Source organism: Thalassobaculum fulvum, assembly GCF_014652915.1.
Taxonomy (GTDB): Bacteria; Pseudomonadota; Alphaproteobacteria; order Thalassobaculales; family Thalassobaculaceae; genus Thalassobaculum_A; species Thalassobaculum_A fulvum.
The window spans coordinates 320,566-342,052 of the sequence record NZ_BMZS01000007.1 but is presented as its reverse complement, the minus strand read 5'-3'; the positions used below and the strand labels follow the sequence as shown (position 1 = coordinate 342,052).

At 71.5% G+C, this 21,487-nt stretch carries 24 protein-coding genes and 1 riboswitch; of the genes, 6 read left to right on the top strand and 18 right to left on the bottom strand.

The window, feature by feature from the left end; all coding sequences use genetic code 11:
- Nucleotides 1-217 precede the first annotated feature (217 nt).
- Nucleotides 218-490, bottom strand: a complete 273-nt coding sequence (locus IE246_RS16545; RefSeq protein ID WP_229837288.1) for a hypothetical protein — start codon at nt 488-490, stop codon at nt 218-220.
- A gap of 49 nt (nt 491-539) precedes the next feature.
- On the opposite strand from IE246_RS16545, the gene IE246_RS16540 reads away from it, so the two are divergent.
- From IE246_RS16540 to IE246_RS16530, 3 genes are all read left to right on the top strand, one after another.
- A complete protein-coding gene (locus IE246_RS16540; RefSeq protein WP_189991608.1) occupies nt 540-1,424 on the top strand; it encodes a phytanoyl-CoA dioxygenase family protein in 885 nt (294 codons plus the stop codon).
- Between the two features lie 5 nt (nt 1,425-1,429).
- The gene (locus tag IE246_RS16535) at nt 1,430-2,149 is read left to right on the top strand and encodes a DUF1028 domain-containing protein (protein ID WP_189991606.1); all 720 of its coding nucleotides are present in this window, start codon (nt 1,430-1,432) and stop codon (nt 2,147-2,149) included.
- A 118-nt stretch (nt 2,150-2,267) separates the two neighbouring features.
- Nucleotides 2,268-4,259, top strand: a complete 1,992-nt coding sequence (locus tag IE246_RS16530; protein ID WP_189991604.1) for a carbamoyltransferase C-terminal domain-containing protein — start codon at nt 2,268-2,270, stop codon at nt 4,257-4,259.
- 33 nt (nt 4,260-4,292) lie between these two features.
- Here the strand turns inward: IE246_RS16530 and IE246_RS16525 are convergent, their stop codons facing one another.
- The 9 genes from IE246_RS16525 to IE246_RS16485 all read right to left on the bottom strand — a co-directional run bounded on the left by IE246_RS16525 (nt 4,293) and on the right by IE246_RS16485 (nt 12,914).
- Entirely contained in the window at nt 4,293-4,991 is a 699-nt protein-coding gene (locus IE246_RS16525) for a PAS domain-containing protein (RefSeq protein WP_189991602.1), read from the bottom strand.
- 88 nt (nt 4,992-5,079) lie between these two features.
- On the bottom strand, nt 5,080-5,838 hold the full coding sequence (locus IE246_RS16520; RefSeq protein WP_189991600.1) for an ATP-binding cassette domain-containing protein: 759 nt from the start codon (nt 5,836-5,838) through the stop codon (nt 5,080-5,082).
- Nucleotides 5,835-6,779 carry a sugar ABC transporter substrate-binding protein gene (locus IE246_RS16515; RefSeq protein WP_189991598.1) on the bottom strand — a complete coding sequence of 315 codons (945 nt, stop codon included), beginning with the start codon at nt 6,777-6,779 and terminating at the stop codon, nt 5,835-5,837. Before IE246_RS16515 ends, IE246_RS16520 begins: the two co-directional genes overlap by 4 nt.
- A 30-nt stretch (nt 6,780-6,809) precedes the next feature.
- Nucleotides 6,810-7,751, bottom strand: a complete 942-nt coding sequence (locus IE246_RS16510) for an ABC transporter permease (protein WP_189991596.1) — start codon at nt 7,749-7,751, stop codon at nt 6,810-6,812.
- A gap of 160 nt (nt 7,752-7,911) precedes the next feature.
- Nucleotides 7,912-9,372, bottom strand: a complete 1,461-nt coding sequence (locus IE246_RS16505; protein ID WP_189991594.1) for a xylulokinase — start codon at nt 9,370-9,372, stop codon at nt 7,912-7,914.
- 181 nt (nt 9,373-9,553) lie between these two features.
- Entirely contained in the window at nt 9,554-10,027 is a 474-nt protein-coding gene (locus IE246_RS16500) for a hypothetical protein (RefSeq protein WP_189991592.1), read from the bottom strand.
- Nucleotides 10,028-10,034: 7 nt separating this feature from the next.
- Nucleotides 10,035-10,658 carry a glutathione S-transferase family protein gene (locus IE246_RS16495; protein WP_189991590.1) on the bottom strand — a complete coding sequence of 208 codons (624 nt, stop codon included), beginning with the start codon at nt 10,656-10,658 and terminating at the stop codon, nt 10,035-10,037.
- Nucleotides 10,659-10,672: 14 nt separating this feature from the next.
- Nucleotides 10,673-11,374 (bottom strand): orotate phosphoribosyltransferase, encoded by a 702-nt coding sequence (locus tag IE246_RS16490; protein WP_189991588.1) that lies wholly within the window; start codon nt 11,372-11,374, stop codon nt 10,673-10,675.
- 229 nt (nt 11,375-11,603) lie between these two features.
- Nucleotides 11,604-12,914, bottom strand: coding sequence for an Hsp70 family protein (locus IE246_RS16485; RefSeq protein ID WP_189991586.1), 1,311 nt, complete (start codon nt 12,912-12,914; stop codon nt 11,604-11,606).
- Nucleotides 12,915-13,108: 194 nt separating this feature from the next.
- Here IE246_RS16485 and IE246_RS16480 point away from each other — a divergent pair, with 194 nt between their 5' ends.
- Nucleotides 13,109-13,471, top strand: coding sequence for a hypothetical protein (locus IE246_RS16480; protein ID WP_189991584.1), 363 nt, complete (start codon nt 13,109-13,111; stop codon nt 13,469-13,471).
- A 9-nt stretch (nt 13,472-13,480) separates the two neighbouring features.
- Here the strand turns inward: IE246_RS16480 and IE246_RS16475 are convergent, their stop codons facing one another.
- From IE246_RS16475 to IE246_RS16445, 7 genes are all read right to left on the bottom strand, one after another.
- Nucleotides 13,481-13,936, bottom strand: coding sequence for a GNAT family N-acetyltransferase (locus IE246_RS16475; RefSeq protein ID WP_189991582.1), 456 nt, complete (start codon nt 13,934-13,936; stop codon nt 13,481-13,483).
- A gap of 62 nt (nt 13,937-13,998) precedes the next feature.
- Nucleotides 13,999-14,205, bottom strand: a complete 207-nt coding sequence (locus IE246_RS16470; RefSeq protein ID WP_189991580.1) for a hypothetical protein — start codon at nt 14,203-14,205, stop codon at nt 13,999-14,001.
- Nucleotides 14,206-14,234: 29 nt separating this feature from the next.
- On the bottom strand, nt 14,235-14,957 hold the full coding sequence (locus tag IE246_RS16465; protein ID WP_189991578.1) for an ABC transporter ATP-binding protein: 723 nt from the start codon (nt 14,955-14,957) through the stop codon (nt 14,235-14,237).
- Complete coding sequence (locus IE246_RS16460) at nt 14,954-16,630, bottom strand: branched-chain amino acid ABC transporter ATP-binding protein/permease (RefSeq protein WP_189991576.1); 1,677 nt, start codon at nt 16,628-16,630, stop codon at nt 14,954-14,956. Before IE246_RS16460 ends, IE246_RS16465 begins: the two co-directional genes overlap by 4 nt.
- Nucleotides 16,627-17,517 carry a branched-chain amino acid ABC transporter permease gene (locus IE246_RS16455; protein ID WP_189991574.1) on the bottom strand — a complete coding sequence of 297 codons (891 nt, stop codon included), beginning with the start codon at nt 17,515-17,517 and terminating at the stop codon, nt 16,627-16,629. The genes IE246_RS16460 and IE246_RS16455 overlap by 4 nt, the downstream gene beginning before the upstream one ends.
- Complete coding sequence (locus IE246_RS16450) at nt 17,514-18,653, bottom strand: ABC transporter substrate-binding protein (RefSeq protein ID WP_189991572.1); 1,140 nt, start codon at nt 18,651-18,653, stop codon at nt 17,514-17,516. The genes IE246_RS16455 and IE246_RS16450 overlap by 4 nt, the downstream gene beginning before the upstream one ends.
- Nucleotides 18,654-18,706: 53 nt before the next feature.
- Nucleotides 18,707-18,810, bottom strand: a riboswitch (TPP riboswitch).
- A gap of 33 nt (nt 18,811-18,843) precedes the next feature.
- Nucleotides 18,844-19,659 carry a hypothetical protein gene (locus tag IE246_RS16445; protein ID WP_189991570.1) on the bottom strand — a complete coding sequence of 272 codons (816 nt, stop codon included), beginning with the start codon at nt 19,657-19,659 and terminating at the stop codon, nt 18,844-18,846.
- Nucleotides 19,660-19,818: 159 nt separating this feature from the next.
- Here IE246_RS16445 and IE246_RS16440 point away from each other — a divergent pair, with 159 nt between their 5' ends.
- Nucleotides 19,819-20,130, top strand: coding sequence for a hypothetical protein (locus IE246_RS16440; RefSeq protein WP_189991568.1), 312 nt, complete (start codon nt 19,819-19,821; stop codon nt 20,128-20,130).
- On the opposite strand, the gene IE246_RS16435 is transcribed toward IE246_RS16440, so the two are convergent.
- Nucleotides 20,088-20,498, bottom strand: coding sequence for a hypothetical protein (locus tag IE246_RS16435; protein WP_189991566.1), 411 nt, complete (start codon nt 20,496-20,498; stop codon nt 20,088-20,090). The genes IE246_RS16440 and IE246_RS16435 overlap by 43 nt on opposite strands.
- Nucleotides 20,499-20,536: 38 nt before the next feature.
- Between IE246_RS16435 and IE246_RS16430 the strand changes: the two genes are divergently transcribed.
- On the top strand, nt 20,537-21,472 hold the full coding sequence (locus IE246_RS16430; protein WP_189991564.1) for a LysR substrate-binding domain-containing protein: 936 nt from the start codon (nt 20,537-20,539) through the stop codon (nt 21,470-21,472).
- Nucleotides 21,473-21,487: the final 15 nt, after the last annotated feature.

Below are 21,487 nucleotides of genomic sequence, written 5' to 3'. Positions count from 1 at the left end.
CCTGCTCACCCTCAACGCGATGGTCCGTGACGACACCGAATTCCAGGCCGCATGATCGTCGACAACACAGTTGCCGGGTCGCCCCCGGATCAGCTCCGGGGTCGCCCGGAATGACGACAAACAAGATGAGTCGACCGTCTCCCCCCTTCTGTCGTCATTCCGGACCGAACCGCCCGCGGCGGGACGGAGCGGGAACCCACCCGACGACGGGCGCTTCCTACTCCCGCCCGTCGAACTCGTCGCGGGCGCCCGCCGCGTCGTCGTAGCCGCGGCGGCTGCTGAAGAACGCCAGCGCCATCAGGCCGCCGCCGAGCAGCAGCGTGACGACCGTGCCGAGGCCCATGGCGATGTAGCCGTGCACCGACATCCCGGTGTCGCCGGCCCCGGACCACACGTCGACCGCCATCACGATCGCAACGACCAGGATGGCGCCGAGCGCCCCGGCGAGCAGTAAGGCGGGGGACGGCGACTTCGGTTTCTCGCTCGGCATCGCCGTCATATAGTCGTCGCGAGAGGCGTTGTCAGGCGAGGAGGCATCCATGACCACAGTGCTGACCCGGGAACAGGTCGACGCGTTCTGGCGAGACGGCGTGCTGACCGTCGAGGACGCCGTGACGCCGGAGCAGCTCGCCCGGCTGAGGGCCGATCTCGCCGGCTGGGTCGAGGAGAGCCGCTCGCACACCGAACCGTTCGGCCCGCCGACAGTCGACGAGCGGCCGCGCTTCGACATGGGAACCGAGCACACCGCCGAGCATCCGGCGCTGCGGCGGGTGAACAATCCATCCGACATCTCCGACGCCTATTTCGAGGTCATGACCGACGCCCGCACCGTCGACATGATCGCCGACCTGCTGGGGCCGAACGTCAAGTTCCACCACTGCAAGATCAACGTGAAGCTGCCGGGCGCGCGCACCGAGGTCGCCTACCACCAGGACTTCGCCTACACCCCGCACACCAACGACGACGTGATCACGGCGCTGCTGATGCTGGACGACGTCACCGAGGAGAACGGTTGCCTGATGGTGGTGCCGGGCACCCACAAGGGCCCGATCCACAGCCTGTTCAAGGACGGCGTGTTCACCGGCCGCATGGACACGGACGTCGAGGCCGACATGCTGGCCCGGCAGATCCCGGTGACCGGCAGGGCCGGGTCGGTCTGCCTGATGCACACCCGCCTCGCCCACGGCTCGGCCGCCAACCGCTCCGACCGGCCGCGCGGGCTGTACATCTGCGTCTACACCGCCGCCGACGCGGTGCCGATCGCCCGCAACCCGATGCCGAGCCCGAACGAGGGCCGCATCGTGCGCGGCAAGCCCAGCCCGACCGCGCGCATGATCCCGCTGGAGGTCGAGCTGCCGAAGCAGCCGAAGTCCGCCTCGTTCTTCACCGTCCAGGGCCAGGCATCGGCCGCTGCCGCGGAGTAGCCGACGTGACATTCTCGATCGTCGCCCGCGATGCGGCGACCGGCGCGCTCGGGATCGCAATCGCCTCGCGGGTGATCGCGGTCGGCGCGCTCTGCCCGTGGATCCGTCCCGGCGTGGCAGCGGTCTCGACCCAGTCCTACACCTCGCCGGTGGCGGCCGAGCGCACCCTGGCCCACCTGTCCGCCGGCCAGCCGTTCGACGCCGCCGTGGCGCAGGCGCTCGGCGACGACGACGGGCGGGTGTGGCGGCAGGTCCACGGCGTCGACGCCGCCGGTCGGCCCTATGCCTACACCGGGACGTCCTGCGTCACCTGGTGCGGACACTGGACCGGCGACGGCGTGTCGGTCGCCGGCAACATGCTGTCCGGCCCGGCCGTGGTCGACGCCGCCGCCGAGGCCTGGCTGGGCGGCCAGGGCCGGCGGTTCGCCGACCGCCTGCTCACCGCCCTGGAAGCCGGCCAGGCGGTCGGCGGCGACAAGCGCGGCCAGCAGTCGGCGGCCCTGAAGGTCGTGGGCGACGAGGCGCATGCCGAGGTCGACCTGCGGGTCGACGAGCACGCCGAGCCGATCGCCGAGCTGCGCCGGGTGTTCGAGCTGTTCTGGACCGAGCGGCGTCCCTACCTGGCAACCCTGCCGACCCGCCGGAACCCGAGCGGGATCTACGAACCCGAGGCGCGCGAGGCGTTCATCGCCCGGTTCAGGGCCGCCGACGCGACGCCCGGCTAGGCGCCGCACTGCACCGCCGCGCGACGGCGACCGTGAACCCGATTGCCCTTCGCGCCAACCGGGACATGCGCTATTGAGGCGGTCCCCTCCCACCCACCGGAAGAAGGCCTGATACCAGATGCTGTGTGTCGGTCTCACCGTTGCCCACGACGCCGGCGTCGCCGTGGTCGAGGACGGGCGGGTCATCGGACTGGTGCAACGGGAGCGGACCGACCGGCACAAGCGCTGCGCCCTGGTCACCGCCGACTTCCTGACGAACTCGCTCGCGCGCCTGGGCATCGACTGGTCCGACGTGGACGTGGTCGCGGTCTCGACCTGCCAGGCCTGGCCGTATCTGTTCCTGAACCCCGGCCGGTTCAGGTTCGACTACGACCTATCCTGCCTCGACCGGTTCCCGTTCGGCGCCCAGACCCGGCAGCTGATGGCCAGGGGGATGAATCGCCCGAACGCGCAGCAGCGGGTGGACTTCGCGGTCGCGCGGATCAAGGACGGCGCCTACGGCGAGTACTTCCGCGACGACCTGTCGGCGTTGGACAGCCGGACCGACGCACTGTGGTGCTACGACTGGCCGTACCGCCCGAAGTGGTGGAACGAGCCGCACGACCGCCGGGCCGTCGGCGAGTGGGCCGGACAGATCCCCGGCCTTCTCGACATGCACCAGGGCTACATGCCGATCCGGGTCACGCTGGACGGGGTGTCCAAGCCGGGTCTGCTGGTCCCGCACCACCTGTCGCACGCCGCCTATGCGTTCTACCAGTCGGACGCCGAGCGCGCCGCGGTCTACACCCTCGACAACGGCGACGGATCGACCCCGGAGACCGGCTATACCGGCGGCATCTACGCCTACGGCCAGGGCACGCGGCTGGTCACGCTGGGCCCGAGCTTCCACTTCCAGGGGCATCTGTACCAGCGGGTCGCCGAGAACCTGAACCTGGGCCACGGGTCCGGTGCCGGCAAGCTGATGGGCCTGGCGCCGTACGGGCAGCCGCGCTTCGCCGAGACCGCAATGATCGGCAATTCCTTCGCGGTCTTCGGCAAGGACTTCGCGTTCGGCGCGAAACCGTCGCGCAACGCGGTGTTCGAGCCGCTGCTGAACCGAGCCCGGGAACTCTGGCCGGCGCTGTACGACGAACCGGACGCTCTGCTGCCGTCGATCGACCCGGGCTCCAAGGGCAGCCGGGACGTGCGCCGCCTGCCGGTGGACATCGCCGCCACCGCGCAGTGGATCTTCGAGCAGAACGGGCTGCAGGCCTCGCGCGACCTGGCGACCGGCCTGCGCGCGGTCGGCTACGGGACGGCTGCGCTGTGCCTCGGCGGCGGCGGCGCGCTGAACTGCCCGGCCAACACGCTGATCCACGAGCAGGGACTGTTCCGCGAGGTCCTGGTGCCGCCGGCCTGCGACGACTCCGGGCTGCCCCTCGGGGCCGCCCAGGCGGTGGTGCACGACGTGTTCGGCATCGCCCGCGAGAGCCAAGGCCATGCCGGCGCCACCTCGGCCTATCGCGGCCTGGCATACACGCGGGCCGATCTGGACCGGGCCCTGGCCGCCCATGGCGAGGACCTGGTCGTGGAGGACCGTGTCGATGCCGCCGCCGATGCAGGTCGGGCGGTCGCCGCGGGCGCGATCGTCGGCTGGTTCGAGGGCCGCAGCGAGATCGGCCCGCGGGCGCTCGGCCACCGCTCGCTGCTGGCCGACCCGCGGCCGGCGGCGAACTGGCGGCGGGTCAACGAGCTGAAGCGCCGGGAGGTCTGGCGGCCGTTCGCGCCGGCGGTGCTGAAGGAGCGGGCTGGCGACTGGTTCCAGGGCGGGCCACCCGCCTCGCCGCACATGCTGTTCACCGCCCAGGTGAAGGGCGACCGGCTGCCGGCGATCACCCATGTCGACGGCTCGGCCCGGGTGCAGACGGTGGCCGACGACACCGGCCAGTTCCGCCGCGTGGTCGAGGCGTTCGACGCCGAGACCGGCGTGCCGGTAGTGCTGAACACCTCGTTCAACGGCCCCGGCGAGCCGATCGTCGAGACCCCCGGGGACGCGCTGCGGTTCCTGACCACGACCGAGGTCGACGCGGTCTACGTCGACGGCGTCAAGATTACCCGCCGCGCCGGCTGACGGCACCGGTCGACCGGCGACGCGGCGCGCTAATCAGCCGAGGCTGACCCGGTGCTGCGGTCGGTTGGCGAAGGAACGCGCCATCAGGGCGTCGTCGTCCAGCCGCGGCGGGCCGCTCCCGTCCAATTCCCGGCAGACCGCTGCGGCATCGACCGACTCGAAGCCGCCGGCCGGGACGCCGTCGCCGAGATCGATCAGGCCGATCCGCGACAGGTTGCGGAAGTCGGGCCGGGCGCCGGCCTCGACCGCCGCCGACAGTCGCTGGAACCCGGAAACCGCGACCGCACCGATAATCGGGACACGGTCCGGCGGGCCGTCCAGCGGCAGATAGAGCGAGTGATAGTCGAAGGTCTCGCGGCCGCCCACGATCACGTCGCGGCGGGTGTAGCCGGCACAGGGCCGGTCCGTCAGGTGTCCGTAGAAGCGCGAGAACATCGGACGCGCTTCCTCGGTGTAGAGATCGAAGAAGTCGACCCCGGTGACATTGGTGCCGAGAACGTAGTCGATATGGATGCCGGACAGCCGCACGACGATCGAGTCCGGCGGCGCCCACTCGGCGAGGAACACCCATCCGAGGAGTTCCCGGAGCCGGTCCGGACCGAGGTCGCCGCGCCCCGGCAGGCGGCCGCCGAGCGAAGCGCGGACCTCCGCATAGACGCGCAACAGCTGGGCAATCGGGCTGTTCCCCGGCAGCGCCCGCAAGCCTGCACCGCCGTCGTCTCGATCCGTCATGTTCGCTGCTGCCGGCCCGGATGGAGTTGCGCTCAACCGGACCAGGATGCCGCAGCGGCAGTTAACCAATGGCTAATCTTCGAGACCGCTATGCCGCCTCGCGCCCGGTCATGACCATATGGCTGAGCATGTCGGCATCCAGGCCGGAAACCGGCCGCTCGATCACCTTGCGGCCCTGCCTGAGGATCGCCACGCGGTGCGCGACGGCCACCACGTCGGCCATGTTGTGGCTGATCAGGACGACGGTCTTGCCGGTGCCGTTCAGGGCCCGGATCAGGTCCAGGACCTGGGCGGTCTCCCTGACGCCGAGGGCGGCGGTCGGCTCGTCCATGATCACGACGTCGGCGTTCCAGCGCAGCGCCCGGCCGATCGCGACCGACTGGCGCTGGCCGCCGGACAGACTGGCGACCGGCCGGGTGGCGTCGGTGACGGCCGAGCCGAGCTGGACCATGTAACCCGAGGCCTGATCGATCATCGTCCTCTTGTCGAGCACCCTGAGGGGCCCGAGGCCCCGCGTCAGTTCCGCCCCCATGAAGACGTTCTGGTAGATGGCGAGCCGTGGCGCCAGCGCCAGGTCCTGGTAGATGGTCGCCACCCCGCGGGTCAGGGCGTCCTGCGGCGACACGAAGCGGACCGGCTCGCCGCGCAGGTGAATCTCTCCTTCGCTCGGCACGTCGGCGCCCGAGATCAGCTTGATCAGGGTCGACTTGCCGGCGCCGTTGTCGCCGCAGATCGCCAGCACCTCGCCGGCCTGGACGTCGAGGTCCACGCCGGCGAGCGCCTGCACCGCACCGTAGCGCTTGGCGAGCCGGCGGACCGACAGGATCGGTTCGCCGGTCGGCGTCACTTCAGAAAGCCTTGCACGTTGCTGGCGTCGACCAGCACCGCGTCGGTGAACAGGTACGGACCGGAGACGATCGCGTCCTTCGGCTTGCCGTCGACCGCGATCGCCTGCATCGCGTCGACCGCGGCCTGGCCCATGGCCTCGAACGGGATCGACACGGTGGCCGACAGCAGGCTGGCCGGGTCGGCGACCCGTCGGAACGCCTCGGGCCCGCCGTCGATCGACACCAGGGTGATGTCGCCCTTCTTCATGCCCTGGGCCTGCAGCAGGTCGTCGATGATGAAGGCCTGGCCGTCGAACGACGCCCAGATGCCCTGGACGTTGCCCTGGTTCTGCAGCAGCAGCGCCTGCATGCCGTTGCGCACGTCGTCGCGCCACGACTTGGTGCGGGCCATGGTGTGGCTGCCGGCGACCGTGACCGCCGTGTTCTCGGACAGCACCGCGTCGAGGATCTTGCCGCGGATCCGGGTGCCGACATTGCCTTCGAACCGCTGGGTGAGGATCGAGCCCTGGTAGTTGAGCTGGCCCAGCAGGTACAGCGCCGCCTCGGCCCCGACCTTGTACTCGTTGACCTGAATGTCGAACAGGGTATGCGGGCTGGTGCCGCTCATCACCGTGATGACCGGGATACCCTTGGCCTTGGCGGCGGCGAACTGGGCGTCGGCCTCGACCGGCTTGCCCATCGCCACGACGATGCCGTTCACGCCCTTCTGCACCAGCGTCTCGAGCTGCTCGAGATGCGTCGGCATGGTGCCGTTGGAGTTCAGCACGGTGACGTTCCAACCGCGCTGCTTGGCGGCCGCCTCGACCGCGTTGGCGACCCGGGCATGGGTCTCCGCCGACATCTGGAACGCCACCACGCCCAGGTCGAACGCCAGCGCCGACGAAGCCGTGGCGAGCGACACGGCGGCGGCGGCAATCACTCCGGTAACCAGCTTTCTCATAGCATCCTCCCCATTGGAGCCCAGTAACAGTCAAACGCCGAACGCGGCCTTCTTCAACGTGCTCGCGGAAAGCGCGACCGAGCCGATGATGATCAGCCCCAGCACGATGTCCTGCACGTAGTAGTCGGCGCCCAGCAGGATCAGCCCGTTCGACAGCACCCCGATCACCACCCCGCCGACCAGGGTGCCGAGCACGTTCGGCCGGCCCGGCTCGAACATGGTCATGCCGAGCAGCACGGCGGCGATCGCGGTCAGCAGGTAGTCGCCGGCCATGGTCGGCGCGGCCGAGGACAGGTTGGCGGTCAGCAGCACCGCGGTCACCCCGGCGAGCGCGCCCGAGAGCGTGAGCCCGAGCACCTTCATCGAGCGCACCCGGATGCCGGCGAGCCGCGCCGGCTCCTCAGCCTCGCCGGTGCAGATCATGTGGAAGCCGACCCGGGTGTTCTTCAGCACGAACAGCGCGATCAGCACCACCGCCGCCATCCACAGCACCAGCACCGGGACGCCGAGCACATGGGCCCGGCCGAGCGCCACGAAGCCGGGGTCCCAGCGGCCGACGAAGGCGACGCCGGCGGTCAGGAAGAACGCGCAGCCATTGGCGATCGAGGCGGTGGCGAGGGTGGCGATCAGCGACGGCACCTTGACGCGCGTCACGAGAACGCCGTTCAGGACGCCGCCGGCACTGCCGAGCGCCAGGCCGGCGGCGATCGCCAGCGCCGGCGGATAGCCGTTGTGGATCAGCCCGCCGGTCGCCACCGCCGCCAGGCTGGCCAGGTTGGCGAACGACAGGTCGAGTTCGCCGGTGGTCAGGGCGAAGGTGAAGCCGATGCCGAGGATCGCCAGGAAACTGACCTGCTTGAGGATGTTCAGCAGGTTGACCGGATTCGCGAAGTTCGGCGCCGCGACCACGAAGAACAGGAACACCGCGAGCCCGGCCAGCGCGGTGCCGTAAGTCCCGATGAAGCCGCGCATGCGCCTTGCCTGCAGAAGTTCCGACTGCCCGTCATCCGCCTGCCCTTCGCGGCCCGGCTTCGCCGGACACCTCAGGGCGACAGAGTCATATGACGAGTCAAAGAGTTAAGTCTATCGCCCTGAGGCGCCGCGCGCATCGCGCGGCCACGAAGGGCCGCCGTCAGCCGCCGAACCGCCGCCCGGCCTGCGCCGTCGCCGCCTGCATCTCGGCCCACAGTTCCGCCCGCCGGTCCATGGCCGCCGCCCGTGCCGGGTCCGGATCGATCCGCCGGGCGACCCGCACCATCGCCGCCTGCGCCGACGCCAGGTCCGGGTAGCGGCCGAGCCCGGTCCAGGCGACCGCCGCCGCTCCGGCCAACCCGGCCTCCGGCTGCGCCGCCAGCTCGACCGGCCGGCCGAGGGCGTCGGCCTTGATCCGCGCCCAGAGGCCGCTGCGCGCCCCGCCGCCACCGAGCCGCACCACCTCGGCCGCCCGCCCGGCCGCGGCCTCGGCCCGGCGCAGCACCTCGCGGTTCAGCAGGGCGATGCCCTCCAGCACCGACCACAGCAGGTCGGCCGGCCCGTGTTCGGCCGACAGCCCGATGAACGAGCCCCGCAGGCCGGCATCCCAGTACGGCACCCGCTCGCCCTCCAGGAACGGCAGGAACAGCGGCGGCTCGTCGGCGAGGTCGGCGGTCTCCAGGGACGCGACCGCCGCCGCCGGGTCCTCGCCGCCGCGACCCAGCAGCCTGAGCGCGTGGCGCACGGTGGCGCCGCCGCTCTGGCTGGGCCCGCCGACCTGCCAGCCTTCGCCCCAGTTGATGGTCACCAGCCCCGGGGCCGCGACCGCCCGCCCGGTGATCAGCCCCAGCACCTCGGAGGTGCCGGCGACGTTATAGGCCCGCCCCGGCACCAGCGCCCCGAGCCCGACCACGCCGGCCCAGGTATCGTGCGAGCCGCAGAACACCGGCACCCCGGCCAGCCGGTCGAACGGTGCGGGCAGGCCGGCGCGCACCCGCCCGACCGTGGCGGTCGGCGCGACGATCTCCGGCAGCAACCCGGCGTCGAGGCCGAGCGCGTCGAGCAGGGACCGCCCGGCGACCGGCTCGGCAGCGGCCCGCAGCCGGGCGCAGGAGACCGCGTCCGAGCGCGCCACGCCGGTCAGCCTGAACGCCAGCCAGTCCTTCGGCTCCAGCACCCTGGCGGTGGCGGCGTAGTTCGCCGGCTCGGCCTGCTTCAGCCACAGCAGCCGGGCGGCCGGGTGATAGGGGTTGAGGTTGGCGGCCTCCGGCAGCCCGGCGAGGTCGAGGGTCTCCTCGGCCCGCTCCACGACCTCCGCCGCCCGTGTGTCCCCGAACCCGATCGCCGCCCGCACCGCCTCGCCGTCGCTGCCGACGAACACCTGCGTGCGGGTCATGCCGCAGATGCAGATGCCTTCGAGGGCTGCGAAGCCGTCGGGCTCCCGGGCGGCGAGTTCGGCGGCGGCATCGCCCAGTTCCCACCACCAGAGGTCCGGGTCGGCATTGCCGACCGATCCATCGCCGGGGCGGCTGGCGACCGCACTTCGAAGCGATCCGTCGGCCGCGACCAGTGCCGCGCGAAGACCGGACCCGCCGAGGTCGACTGCCAGAACCAGCGCCATCAGTACCTCGGCCCGTTTCTCATTGTGTCTGGGTCCCGGCTCTCCGGGGCTGTGCCCCTGCGGCCGGGATGAGAGACTGAAGATGCGCCCTCCCCCGAATCCTCATCCCGGCCGAAGCGCAGCGAAGAGCCGGGACCCATGTCTCCGGACTGTCCAGGAGAGAGCGGCCCGTCCCCACCAGTCAGCAATGCCAATCCGCTTGCTCCCGCCCGCGACCCGCTCCGTCCGGACGTCCGACGATCGACGCGAAGATCGCACTACCGATAGCTCCTGAAGAAGCTCCGCAAAGCGCGAAAATCACGAACAGGCCAGACTTCTCGAAAATGGGAACTCGACCCGCAAGAAGCATCGCGCCCAGGGTTACGGTTAGGCCTATAGCTGCTCCGAGGAGATATAGCTGCCTCGATGAAAGAACTCTTCGCAGCGGCCAATAGAGGACCGCGAAAAGGGTGACCCCTGCCATGGTTGGCGCTCCGAACACGCCGAGCGCCAGAGCCAGAAAGGGCAGCAGGTTCTTCGATACGATCGAGATGACGAGGGGAATGCCGCCCAGTGCGAGACAAGGGGCGGCGAGCACCGTGACCACGTAGGCCAGCGGCCATCGCCACCACCGCAGTGGTGGCGCGTTCCCCGCCTCGACCTCGCCACCCGCCATCGAAGCCTCACGTCAGCGGCGTCACCCCGCACCACTTCTTGAAGGCCGGCCGCGCCATCAGGCGGTCGTAGTAGGCCTCCAGGTTCGGCATCGCCGGGCGGTCCTGGATCAGCACCATCCAGCGGTGCAGCTGCGGGCCGAGCGGGATGTCGGCCATGGTCAGCCGATCGCCCATGATGTAGTCGCGGCCCTCGAGCCGCTCCTCCAGGATGCCCCACACGCCGATGCCGTCGCGCCGGGCCTGGTCGATGACCTCGGGCTTGCGGTCGACCTCGGGCGTGCGAACCAGCCCCCAGAAGATCGGCGTCATGATCGGCAGCACCGTGGTCTGCTGCCAGTCCATCCAGCGGTCGGCGTCCGCGTATTCCTGCGGGTCGGACGGCGCCAGCCCGCCCTTGTCGTGCTTGTTGCAGAGATACCGGGTGACGGCGTTCGACTCCCACAGGACGAAGCCGTCGTCGTCGATCGTCGGCACCCGGCTGTTCGGGTTCATCGCCAGGTACTCCGGCGTCCTGGTCCGGCCGAAGGCGCCGCCGACGTCCTCGCGCTCGAACGGGACGCCCATCTCCTCGCAGGCCCACAGCGGCTTCATGACGTTGGCCGAGTTGGCGCGGCCCCAGATCTTCAGCATGGCAACCCTCGGGGTTAGGCGGTGGCGGTGCGGTGACGGGCGTCCCAGGCCTCGGGATCGGCCAGGAAGGCGCGGACCTCGTCGAGCTGGGCCTCGGTGTAGCCGCGCGCCGGGGCGGCGGCCAGCACGTCCCACCAGGTGCACAGCCCGTGCAGGTCGACGCCGCGCGCCTTCAGGTCGGTCACGCTCTGCGGGAACACCCCGTAGTGGAACACCACGAAGCAGTGGGCGCATTCCATGCCGGCCTCGCGGATGCCGTCGACGAACGACAGCTTGCTGCCGCCGTCGGTCGCCAGGTCCTCGACCAGCAGCACCCGGGCGCCGTCCTTCACCTCGCCCTCGATCCGGGCGTTGCGGCCGAAGCCCTTCGGCTTCTTGCGGATGTAGGCCATCGGCAGGTCGAGCAGTTCGGCCATGAAGGCGGCGAACGGGATGCCCGCGGTCTCGCCACCGGCGACGATGTCGAACGCCTCGACCCCGGCCTTGTGCGCCAGCATCTCGACGCCGAGCCGCATCAGCCGACGACGGGCGCGCGGGAACGCGATGATCTTGCGGCAGTCGACATAGACCGGGGACAGCCGGCCGGAGGTGAAGGTGAACGGCTCCTCCGGGCGGATGTGCACCGCCTGGATCTCCAGCAGGATGTCGGCGGCAACCGCCGCCGGGCTCTTGTGCCAGTCTGGCGTCAAGCTGGCGGGCGTGAGCGCTCCGGTCATGTCGTCTCCTTCGGGGCGTGGAACTCGCCCGTCATACGCCCGAGAGGTCGGAGTCGGCAACTGCCGGAGGATGAGACGCGGCTGGGTCCCGGCTCTGCGCGGCTCCGCCGCTTCGGCCGGGATGAGGGAGCACTATGGACGCTCGTCTCTTCCTCATCCCGGACCGGGCCGCCACCGGCGGAACGGATCCGGGACCCACGGTGCGACGGGCGTCGACCCCAGCAACCGCTCACCCCCCGTCGAAGGTCCAGGCCCGGCGGTCGTCGGCCAGGCCGATCAGCGCCAGCCCCTTGGCGACCGACTGGAACTCGTCGCCGGCCTGGATGCGGTCGGCGCCGAACCGCGCCTCGAAGCGCCGGCGCACAGCGGGGACCAGCGAGGTGCCGCCGGTCATGAACACCACGTCGACCTCGGCGCCGGCCTCGCGGGTGTCGGCCAGCACCGCGTCCAGGTGGCGGTCCAGCTCGGCCAGGTCGTCGGCGATCCAGCCGTCGAACGCGTCGCGTTCGACCGTGCACTCGACGTCGACCCCGAGGTCGTCGAGCGACAGGGTGACGGACTCGGCCGCGGACAGCGCCGCCTTGGCCGCCGTCACCCGGTGGTTCAGGTGGAGCCCGAAATTGCCGTCGACCAGCGCCAGCAGCCGCTCCAGTTTCTCCGGGTCGTCGGACTGGCGGACCAGCTGGCGCAGGTCGCGCAGCACCTCCGGCGTGCGCAGGAACGAGAACTCGTGCCAGTTGGCGATGCGGTTGAAGTAGGCGGCCGGGATGTCGAAGCGCTTGCCGAACGAGCTGTAGGTCGTGCCCTTGCCGACCAGCGGCGCCACCGCGTTCTGCACGATCCGGAAGTCCAGGCGGTCGCCGCCGATCCCGACGCCGCGGTGCGCGATCGGCGTCACCCGGATCGGTGCTCCATGGGGGGCGCCGTCGCCGATCCCGTAGCGGATCACCGAGTAGTCGGTGGTGCCGCCGCCGAGGTCGGCGACCAGCACCGTCGCGTCGCGGGTCAGGCGGGTCGCGAAGTAGTAGGAGGCGGCGACCGGCTCGTACACGAAGCCCGGAGTGCCCAGCCCGGCGTCGCCGTAGGCGGTGCGCAGCCGGGTCATCGCCAGCCCGTCGTCCGGGTCGCTGCCCCAGAACGTCACCGGCCGGCCGGCGACGCAGTCCGAAACCGGGCCGACCTTCCCGTCGGCGAGTTCCACGAGCGCGGCAAGGAATGCCGAGACGAGGTCCTCCAGGCGCCAGGTCCGGCCATAGATTCGCGTCTCCTGGAACAGCCGGCTGCCGAGATAGGACTTCGGCGACTGCACGAACCGGCATTCCTCCGGCGCCGCCAGGTAGCGCCGGATGGCCCATGGCCCGATTTCGACCTGGATCGGGTTCGCCTTCCCCTCAGCCGGCGTGAAGGTCAGCACGGTGCGGCAGCCGCTCGACGTCTCGCCGTCCATGGTGAAGGTCGCGGTCGCCACGACGCCATCCCGGTCCGCCAGCGCCAGGACGGTGTTGGTGGTGCCGAAATCGATACCGATCGAGGCGGCCATGGGTCTCCTCCCGGTGCGCGGCACGGCTGACGATGGATTGGGATCGCGAAGGGGGGGGATCGCGACGGGGCGGCGTCAGTACCCGATCCGACGGTCCGGGTCAACGGATCGTGGAACTCGCCCACGGCCTGCCATAGCCATGGCGTGCCGCAGCCACACCGTGCCGTGGGCGGCTCCACCACGAGGACGCCCCGATGCGCCGATCCCTCCCGACGATCCTCGCCGTGCTGGCGTGCGGCCTGGTCGCGGCCTGCGCGTCTCCCGGCTACGTCCGGGCCTGGCGGGCCTGCCACGAGGCGTGGGTGCAGCGGATCCCGCCGGACTTCCGGCAGGTCCTGACGACCCGGGAACGGTCAGTCGAGGTGCCGGATGGCACCGAGACCTGCACGACGGTCGGCGGCACCCGGCGCTGCGAGAAGGGCATGCGCGTCGAATGGATCCCCTACACCGTCGCCGAGACGGTCGACGTCAACGCGCGGCGGCGCGAGCCGCATGTCCGGTCCTGCGCCGCCCGGCACTGCATCGGGGCCTACGGCAACCCGGACTGTCGGCCGTGACCGGTCCGCTCAGGCCTCCGGTCGGCGGATCTGGTAGCCGGTCTTGCTCTGCTCGAATCCGGCGTTGCGGTAGAACGCATGGGTCGCCGGGTTCCGGGAGCCGGTCATCAGCATGACCTTGTAGCAGCCCGCCTCCCAGGCAGCGGCGACCGCCGCGTGCAGCACCGCCCGGCCAAAACCGCGCTGCCGGTGGTCGCCATGGGTCACCACGTTCTCGATCAGGGCGTAGGGTGCGGCCGACCGCGTCAGGTTCGGGATCACCACCAGCGTGCAGGAGGCGACCGGCTGCCCGCCCGGCTGCAGGCCGAGATACACCGTCAGCCCCGGATGCCCGATCAGCCGGTGCCAGGCCGCCTCGGCCTCGCCGTCGGGCAGGACCGGCTCGTCGGGATGGAGGTGCCGGTACAGTTCGCGTATCGACACCAGGTCGGCCCGACCGGCCGCCCGGATCGTCAGGTCGGCCATGGGTCCTCCGCTCGGTCCGACAGCCCGTTCAATCCGACAGTCCGCTCAATCCGACGGCCCGCTCAGTCCGACAGCATCGTCATGGCGGCCCGCCGCTCGCCCGGCTTCAGCTTCAGGAACAGGGTCCGGGCCCGCTTGGCATCCGGTTCGCTGCCGCTGTCGGCAGCCTTCTGCATCGCCTGCGTGGCGGCATGCTTGGGGCCGCAGATGAAATTCAGCGCCTTGGCAAGGCGCCCCATGGCGGCCGGGTCGATATTCGTCTGGTCCATCACCGTGTCCTTCATTGCTCGTCGAGCCGTCACGCCCCCATCAGCGCCTGCTCGAAATCCGGGTTGCCGACCGCCACCTGTGTCGGCCAGTCCAGCACCAGCCGGCCGCGCGCCAGCACCACGACCCGGTCGGCGACCGCCAGTGCCCGCGCCGTATCCTGCTCGGCCAGCAGCACCGCGGCACCGGCGTCGGCCAGCCCTCGCGCGGCCGCAAACACCTGGTCGCGCACCACCGGGGCCAGACCGAGCGAGGGCTCGTCCAGCAGCACGACCGACGGATCGGCAATCACCGCCCGGGCGATCGCCAGCATCTGCTGCTGGCCGCCGGACAGCCGCCACGCGGTCTCGTGCCGCTTCTCCGCCAGGACCGGGAAACGCTCGAGCATAGCGTCGATCCGCCGGGCCCGCTCGCCCTTGTTGCCGGGGGCGGCGACGTCGAGGGTCTCCTCCACCGTCAGGCCGGGAAACAGCCGCCGGCCCTCGGGGGACCACCCGATCCCGTGCCGGGCCCGGTGTTCGACCGGCCAATCGGAGATCTCGGCCGGGCCCAGCCAGATCCGGCCGCGCGCCACCGCTGCCGTCCCCACGATCGCGTGCATCAGCGTGGACTTGCCGGCCCCGTTCGCCCCGAGCACGGCGACCACGGTCCCCGGCTCCACCGACAGCGAGACCGGGCCGAGCAGCGTCGCGCCGGCCACCCGGACCTCGACGTCCTCGAGCGTCAGCCCGTCGCGCGACGCCGCCTCGGTCATGCCGCCGCACCCTGGCCGAGATAGGCGGCGACCACCGCCGGATCGCGCCTCACCGCCTCCGGCGTGCCGGCCGCCAGGACCCGGCCGGCGTCCAGGCACACGATGCGGTCGGCGAGCGGCAGCAGGAAGTCCATGCCGTGGTCGACGACCAGGACGGCCAGGCCCTCGTCCGCCAGCCGGCGCAGCAATGCCGAGAGCGCCGACCGTTCGTCGGCCGTCAGCCCGGCCGCCGGCTCGTCCAGGATCACAGCACCCGGCTCGGTCGCCAGGGTGCGCGCCAGATCCAGGCGCCGCAGTTCGGCGGCGCCCAGCGCGGCGACCGGCTCGGCGGCCCGGCCGGCGAGCCCGACCCGCTCCAGCGCCGCCAGCGCGACCGAGCGGTCGCGGGCGGCGACCGCCGCCGCCTCCAGCACGAACAGGCCCTCGGGGAACTCCGGATGCTGGAACCCGCGCCCGAGCCCGAGCGCGGTGCGGTGGTGGGCCGGCCGCTCGGCGAGCGGCACGCCGCCCAGACGGATCTGTCCGGCATCCGGCGTCTCCAATCCGCTGATCAGGTTGAGCACGGTGGTCTTGCCGGACCCGTTGGCCCCGATCAGGCCGACCACGGTGCCGGCCGACACCGCGAACGAGACGCCGTCGAGCGCCGTCACGCCGCCGAACCGCTTGCGCAGCCCGTCGACCGCCAGCGCCTTGCCGCGTCGCCGGGCCGGGGCGGAAGCGGCCGCCGGAACCGCCGGCGGCCGGCGCGGAAAGCGGTCGCGCAGCCAGCCGTCCAGTCCGCGCGGCATCAGCACGATGGCCGCCAGCAGCACCACGCCGTAGGCCGCCAGGTAGGAGCCTTCGAGGAACCGCAGCACCTCCGGCAGCGGGATCAGCAGGGCGGCACCGGCGACCGCCCCGGGCCCGCTGCCCCGGCCGCCGACCACGGCGATCGCCAGGATCGTCACCATCACCTCGAAGCCGGTCACCGACGGCGACACCACGCCGATCCCGTGCACCTGCAGCCCGCCGGCGAGACCGCCGAGCGCGCCCGCGGCGGCGAACAGCACCAGCCGCGCCGGTACCGGGTTCAGGCCGAGCGTCAGGGCGGCGTGCGGTGCGTCGCGCAGGGTGGCGAACCGGGCGGCCCGGCCACCGGCGAGCATCGCCCGGGAGGCCAGCAGGCAGAGGCCGACCAGGGTCCAGACCAGCGTCAGCATCGGCCAGCCGCCGACGATCTCGACCGGCCCGACGGCAAGCGGCGGCACCCCGTAAAGCCCGTTGGCGCCGCCGGTCAGCTCCAGGTTGGTCGCCGCCAGCAGGGCGAGTTGGGCGAGACCGAGGGTGGCGAGTGCCACGTAGTGCGATTCCAGCCGGGCGATCGGCAGCGCCACGGCGGCACCGACCGCCGCCGGTGCCACGACCGCCGCCACGATGCCGAGCGGCGCCGGCAGCCCGAGCGACAGCGTCAGCAGGGCGCTGGTGTAGGCGCCGATGCCGAACAGGGCGCCCTGGGCGAGCGACAGCAGGCCGAGCCGGCCGAACACCAGCTGGTAGCCGATCGCCGCGATCGCGTAGATCCCGACCAGGGTCGCGACCCGCAGGGCGTAGGTGTCCCCGAGTGCGACGACCCCGCCGAGCCCGGCCGCGGCGGCCGCCAGATACACCAGGTCGCGACGGTCCGGACCGGTCACGCGCGCCGCCCCGTGGTCTCGCCGAACAGCCCCTGCGGCCGGACCGCGAGCACCGCCAGCACGCCGAGATACAGCAGCGCCTCGGCCACCAGGTAGGAAGCCGAGGCGGCGACCAGGGTCTCGAACACGGCGATCGCGAAGGCCCCGAGAGCGGCCCCCCAGATCCGGCCCCAGCCGCCGATGACCGTCGCGACGTAGGCCTTCAGCATCAGCGCACCGCCGTCGGTCGGGGTGACCAGGTACTGGTTCGACAGCAGCAGCCCGGCAGCCCCGGCCAGCGCCGCCGCCAGGGCGAAGCTGACCGCGATGGTCAGCCGGACCGGGATGCCGACGGCGCGCGCCATCTCCGGGTCCTGGGCGGCCGCCCGCAACCGGCGACCGAACCGGGTCTGCTGCAGCAGGAAGTGCACCGCGAAGATCAGCGCCGCGGCGGTGGCGATGGTCGCGAGCTGCTGGTGCGCGAGACCGACCCCCGCCACGTCCAGGATGCCGGAGTCGATCAGCGGCGGCCCGCGCCGCGGCTCCGGCCCGATGCCGACGGTGACGCCGTGGTGGACGATCAGCCCGACCGCGATGGTCGCGATGAACACCGCGGTCGGCGGCGCCCGGCGCAGCGGGGCATAGGCGATGCCGGCGACCGCCAGCCCGACCGCCGCCATGACCGCCAGAACCGCCGGCAGGACCAGCAGCCCGGGGACCGGCAGGTCGGCCGGCAGCAGCATGGCCGCGCCGACGCCGACCATGCCGCCGAGCATCACCAGTTCGCCGTGCGCGAAGTTGACCGCCCCGACCGCGCCGATCACCAGCACGAAGCCGAGGGCGACGAGCGCATAGACGGCGCCGAGCGCGACCGCGTTGACCGCGAGCTGCGCCGCCGCCTCGATCACCTCACCCCGTCCACCGCATCATAGCGCTTCATGATGGTCGGCACCCTCCCGGTGCCGTCGTAGCACACGATCACGGCGTCGTGCGCCATGTTTCCGGTGCCGTCGGACACATAGTCCATCGCCAACCCCTGGTAGCGGCGACCGGCCAGCCAATCCCGCACCGCCTGCGGGCTCCGGGCGCCGTCGGCGACCGCCGCCAGCACCATCCGCATGCCGTCGTACTGGCCGAGCGCGAAGGCGTCGGGCTCGCTATGGAACCGCTCCCGATAGGCGTTGGTGAAGGCAGCGACCCTCGGATCGGCCTCGGAGACCGGCGACGACGCGGTCTCGGCGCACACCCCGGTCAGCTGGTCCGGCTCCAGCAGCGCCGCGGTGGTCGGCTGGTGCATGGCCGAGCCGGCGACGACCGGCAGGCCGAGTCCCAGGCCGTGCGCCTGCCGGACCGCCAGGGCGGTCGGGCCGGAGTGCAGCTGCAGCAGCAGGCCGTCCGCCCCGGCCGCACGGGCCCGCTCGAGCGCCGGCACCAGGTCCTTGATGCCGGGGTCGATGGCTTCTTCCAGCACCGGCTCGACACCGAGCTGCTTCAGGGTCCGGGCCAGATGCTCGCGCCCGCTCTGTCCGTAGGCGGTGGTCTGGTAGAGGACGGCCGGCTTCTTCATGCCGAGTTCCTGCACGGCGTAGCGCGCCTGGGCGACCTTCACGACCGCGTCGGTCGGGAAGAACCGGAACACCACGTCGTGGCCGAGTTCGGTGATCTTGGCGGTGCCGGAAACGGTCACCAGCGGCACGCCGGCGCGGTCGGCGATCGGCGCCATCGCCAGCATCTGGGTTCCGAAGATCGGGGCCGCGACCGCCACCGGCTGCTCGCGGTCGAGTGCGCGCTGCAGTGCCGTGACGGCGACCTCGGGCGACGTCGCGGTGTCGGCCACCTGGTAAGTGACCGAAACGCCGGCCGGCGGCTTGTCCAGCGCCAGCACGGCGCCGTTGCGCTGGGCGGTGCCCTCCAGCGCCAGGAAGCCGGTGATCGGGACCAGCACCGAGACCGCGACCGGCTCGGCGGCCCCGGCGGCGAGCGCGGGGGCGGCAGCGGCCGGAACGGCCAGGCTCAGCAGCAGAACGGGAATCAGGCGGCGCATGCGTCTCGCTCCTCGGGCGCCGGACGGAGGAGCGCGGCCTTGCGATGGGGATCGTCCAAGACCGTGACGTCTCCCTCCGCCGGCGTGACCCGGTTCAGGTTCGATGGGTGTGATCTCAGCCCGCCGCACGACACGGCAGGCACCCCAGCATCACGTACGGCGGCGAGGGTGCGGAATACTTGGGATGGTGTCAACGGGTGGAAGTACCCGACGAGAGCGCCCCCCTCAGATGCCCATGCGGACGAGCAGGCACCATCGCCCGGGACGGCCCCTTCGGCAGCGGGAGCGGCCGCATCGACGGCCCGGAACACACGATTGCCTTGCTGACGATTACCCCCTCGTTCAGGCATGGAAACATCGCTCCGCGAAACATGATCGCTTCCGACGGTCGCCTGTACCAACAGAACACGTCTCGGCTCATCGGAGCCCCGGATGTCTTGCAGGCGGAGAAATCGGCCATGATCGACCGGGCATATGTGAATGAGCGGTTGTTTCGAAACCTGATGCCGGTCTTGTCAAAACCGTGCAGCGCCAGCAGACGCGGCGCGTAGTGCCGCACCAGGAAGTCGCCGGGTTCCTCGGCCGCGACATCGACGAGCGTGACGCCATGGTCGCGGAGCGCCTCGGCGACGAACGATGCGTCGTCGGGGCGCAGCCGCCAGCGCTCCAGCAGCCCGGCGAACTCCGGCGCGGTCTCCGGGTCGACGAGGCGGCGGAACACGTAGCCGTCGTCGCCGGCCGCCGAGCGGATGTCGAGAACCCGCTTGGGGTGCCAGTCGGGGTGCGCGTGATAGGCCCGCTCGATGTCCCTGAGGAGCTGCAGGCTCTTCGGGTCCCAGTTGTCGCGCGCGATGTTCCGGACGGTGGTATCGCCCCAGCGGACGGTCCGGGCGATCTGCCGGGGCGTGAGTCGGCCCGATCCGCGTTCGGCAGCCCCCGCCAACCGGGCGAAGCGCTGGCAGTCGTGCTTCAACATCTCGAAGCACGCCGACATCATCTCGCCCAATAAGGGTAACTTATCCACAGACGATCCACAGCATACGCGTTTTTTTGCGCGCCGGGATCCGCCAAGAACCTCCCCGCGGCGTTGACCCCCGCGCAACCGTGCAGACTACTCTCCGGAAGGTGCATTGCAACTATGCGACATGCCCGACCGGGAGGAACCATGAGTGCGGACAGCGCAAGGCCCGACCCGCATCCCGAACTCGACCGTCGCGCGTTCAGCGAGAAGTGGCACGCCCTGCAGGCGCTCAAGGGACCCTACGCCGACCAGCTGCCGGCAATTCAGCGAGCCGAGACCCGCTACTTGGCCGACACCACTGACGGCGACCGGCCGGTGGCATGGTGCGCCAGGTGCGGCGCGCCGTTCTTCGCCGGCGAGGAGTTCCAGGTCGGCCCCGACGGCGCCGCCGGTTGCCGCCACGACCCGGACGGTCACCGTATCGGACGCTGCTTCGCGGTATTCATGCGCGGATGAGCCACGGACCCGGAGCCGCCGGCCCCCTCCCGCCGCGACCGGCTCGATCGACCGCCAGCCGCCGGGCCGACGGCGATGCCGAGCGAGTTCTGAATATTGAGGAGCGACGCGTACAGCCCGTTCAGCGAGGTGTTCGAGAACACCGGCGCTGCGACGGTCGCCGAGATCAGCAGCATGCCTCCGACCGTATCGCCGCTGATGATCTGCCTGAACGGTTTCGGCGATCTTCCGTTGTCCGGTCGTGCCGTGGACGCGTCGCTCCCCCTTATGCATGGCGATGCGGTCAGGACGAAGTGGCGATCGTGGAGCCCTGCCGCCAATCGGAAACCGATCTCCGATTGATCGGATTTTCCGATCACCGACAGCATCGCTGGACCGGATTCGAACGATCTCCCATGCTTGCCGGATGCCCTCGCTCCGACAGCTCGAATACCTGGTGGCGATCGCGGAGACCCTGCACTTCCGCCGGGCTGCCGAGCGCTGCAACACCACCCAACCGACCCTCAGCGGCCAGCTCAAGGCGCTCGAGGACCGGCTCGGCGCGCGGCTGGTGGAGCGCAGCCGCACGAGGGTGATCCTGACGCCGCTCGGTGCCGAGGTCGTCGGGATCGCGCGGCGCATGCTGGCGGATGCGCAGGAGATCCGGACCCTGGCGGTCAGCCGCGGCACCGAGCTGTCCGGCGTCATGCGGCTCGGCCTGCCGCCGACCGTCGGCCCCTACCTGCTGCCCCAGGTGATCCCGGAGCTGCACCGAACCCATCCGAAGCTGAAGCTGTACGTCAGGGAGGAACTGCCGGGCGGCCTGCCGGCGGCCCTGCGCGAGGGCCGCTACGACCTGGTGATGGCGCCGCTGCCGGTCAGGCTGCGCGAACTGGTTGTCGAGCCGCTGTTCCGCGAGCGGCTGTATCTCGCGGTGGCCGCCGACCATCCGCTGGCGAGCCGGGGCACTGTCCGGCGTGCCGACCTGCGTGACCAGGACGTCCTGGCGCTCGGTGCCGGCCACCAGCTCCACGACGTGGTCCTCGCGTTCTGCCAGGACCACGGCGCGCGCCTGCGCTTCGACTACGAGGGCACCAGCCTCGACACCCTGCGGGAGATGGTGGCGATGGGCCTCGGCCTGACCTTCCTGCCGGCGCTCTATGTGCGGACCGTGGCGGCCCGCGACGACAGCATCAGGACCCTCGAGCTCGCGGACCGCGCCCTGCACCGTGCCGTCGGCCTGGCCTGGCGGCGATCGAGCGTGCGCCAGGACGGCTACCGCACCCTCGCCGGGCTGCTGCGTCGGGCGCTGGCCAGGGAACTGCCGGAACTGGAGATCCTGGAGCCGGGCGCCCGCGCCTAGCCCCGTTGCCGCGCC

Excerpts from the sequence above, each read along its gene's own strand:
- IE246_RS16500 (WP_189991592.1), bottom strand. The coding sequence starts at position 10,027 with ATGGCGGGTGGCGAGGTCGAGGCGGGGAACGCGCCACCACTGCGGTGG.
- IE246_RS16490 (WP_189991588.1), bottom strand. The coding sequence starts at position 11,374 with ATGACCGGAGCGCTCACGCCCGCCAGCTTGACGCCAGACTGGCACAAG.
- IE246_RS16525 (WP_189991602.1), bottom strand. The coding sequence starts at position 4,991 with ATGACGGATCGAGACGACGGCGGTGCAGGCTTGCGGGCGCTGCCGGGG.
- IE246_RS16450 (WP_189991572.1), bottom strand. The coding sequence starts at position 18,653 with ATGCGCCGCCTGATTCCCGTTCTGCTGCTGAGCCTGGCCGTTCCGGCC.
- IE246_RS16465 (WP_189991578.1), bottom strand. The coding sequence starts at position 14,957 with ATGACCGAGGCGGCGTCGCGCGACGGGCTGACGCTCGAGGACGTCGAG.
- IE246_RS16540 (WP_189991608.1), top strand. The coding sequence starts at position 540 with ATGACCACAGTGCTGACCCGGGAACAGGTCGACGCGTTCTGGCGAGAC.
- IE246_RS16515 (WP_189991598.1), bottom strand. The coding sequence starts at position 6,779 with ATGAGAAAGCTGGTTACCGGAGTGATTGCCGCCGCCGCCGTGTCGCTC.
- IE246_RS16435 (WP_189991566.1), bottom strand. The coding sequence starts at position 20,498 with ATGCTGTCGGTGATCGGAAAATCCGATCAATCGGAGATCGGTTTCCGA.
- IE246_RS16530 (WP_189991604.1), top strand. The coding sequence starts at position 2,268 with ATGCTGTGTGTCGGTCTCACCGTTGCCCACGACGCCGGCGTCGCCGTG.
- IE246_RS16430 (WP_189991564.1), top strand. The coding sequence starts at position 20,537 with ATGCCCTCGCTCCGACAGCTCGAATACCTGGTGGCGATCGCGGAGACC.
- IE246_RS16470 (WP_189991580.1), bottom strand. The coding sequence starts at position 14,205 with ATGGACCAGACGAATATCGACCCGGCCGCCATGGGGCGCCTTGCCAAG.
- IE246_RS16440 (WP_189991568.1), top strand. The coding sequence starts at position 19,819 with ATGAGTGCGGACAGCGCAAGGCCCGACCCGCATCCCGAACTCGACCGT.
- IE246_RS16545 (WP_229837288.1), bottom strand. The coding sequence starts at position 490 with ATGCCGAGCGAGAAACCGAAGTCGCCGTCCCCCGCCTTACTGCTCGCC.
- IE246_RS16505 (WP_189991594.1), bottom strand. The coding sequence starts at position 9,372 with ATGGCGCTGGTTCTGGCAGTCGACCTCGGCGGGTCCGGTCTTCGCGCG.
- IE246_RS16485 (WP_189991586.1), bottom strand. The coding sequence starts at position 12,914 with ATGGCCGCCTCGATCGGTATCGATTTCGGCACCACCAACACCGTCCTG.
- IE246_RS16475 (WP_189991582.1), bottom strand. The coding sequence starts at position 13,936 with ATGGCCGACCTGACGATCCGGGCGGCCGGTCGGGCCGACCTGGTGTCG.
- IE246_RS16495 (WP_189991590.1), bottom strand. The coding sequence starts at position 10,658 with ATGCTGAAGATCTGGGGCCGCGCCAACTCGGCCAACGTCATGAAGCCG.
- IE246_RS16480 (WP_189991584.1), top strand. The coding sequence starts at position 13,109 with ATGCGCCGATCCCTCCCGACGATCCTCGCCGTGCTGGCGTGCGGCCTG.
- IE246_RS16510 (WP_189991596.1), bottom strand. The coding sequence starts at position 7,751 with ATGCGCGGCTTCATCGGGACTTACGGCACCGCGCTGGCCGGGCTCGCG.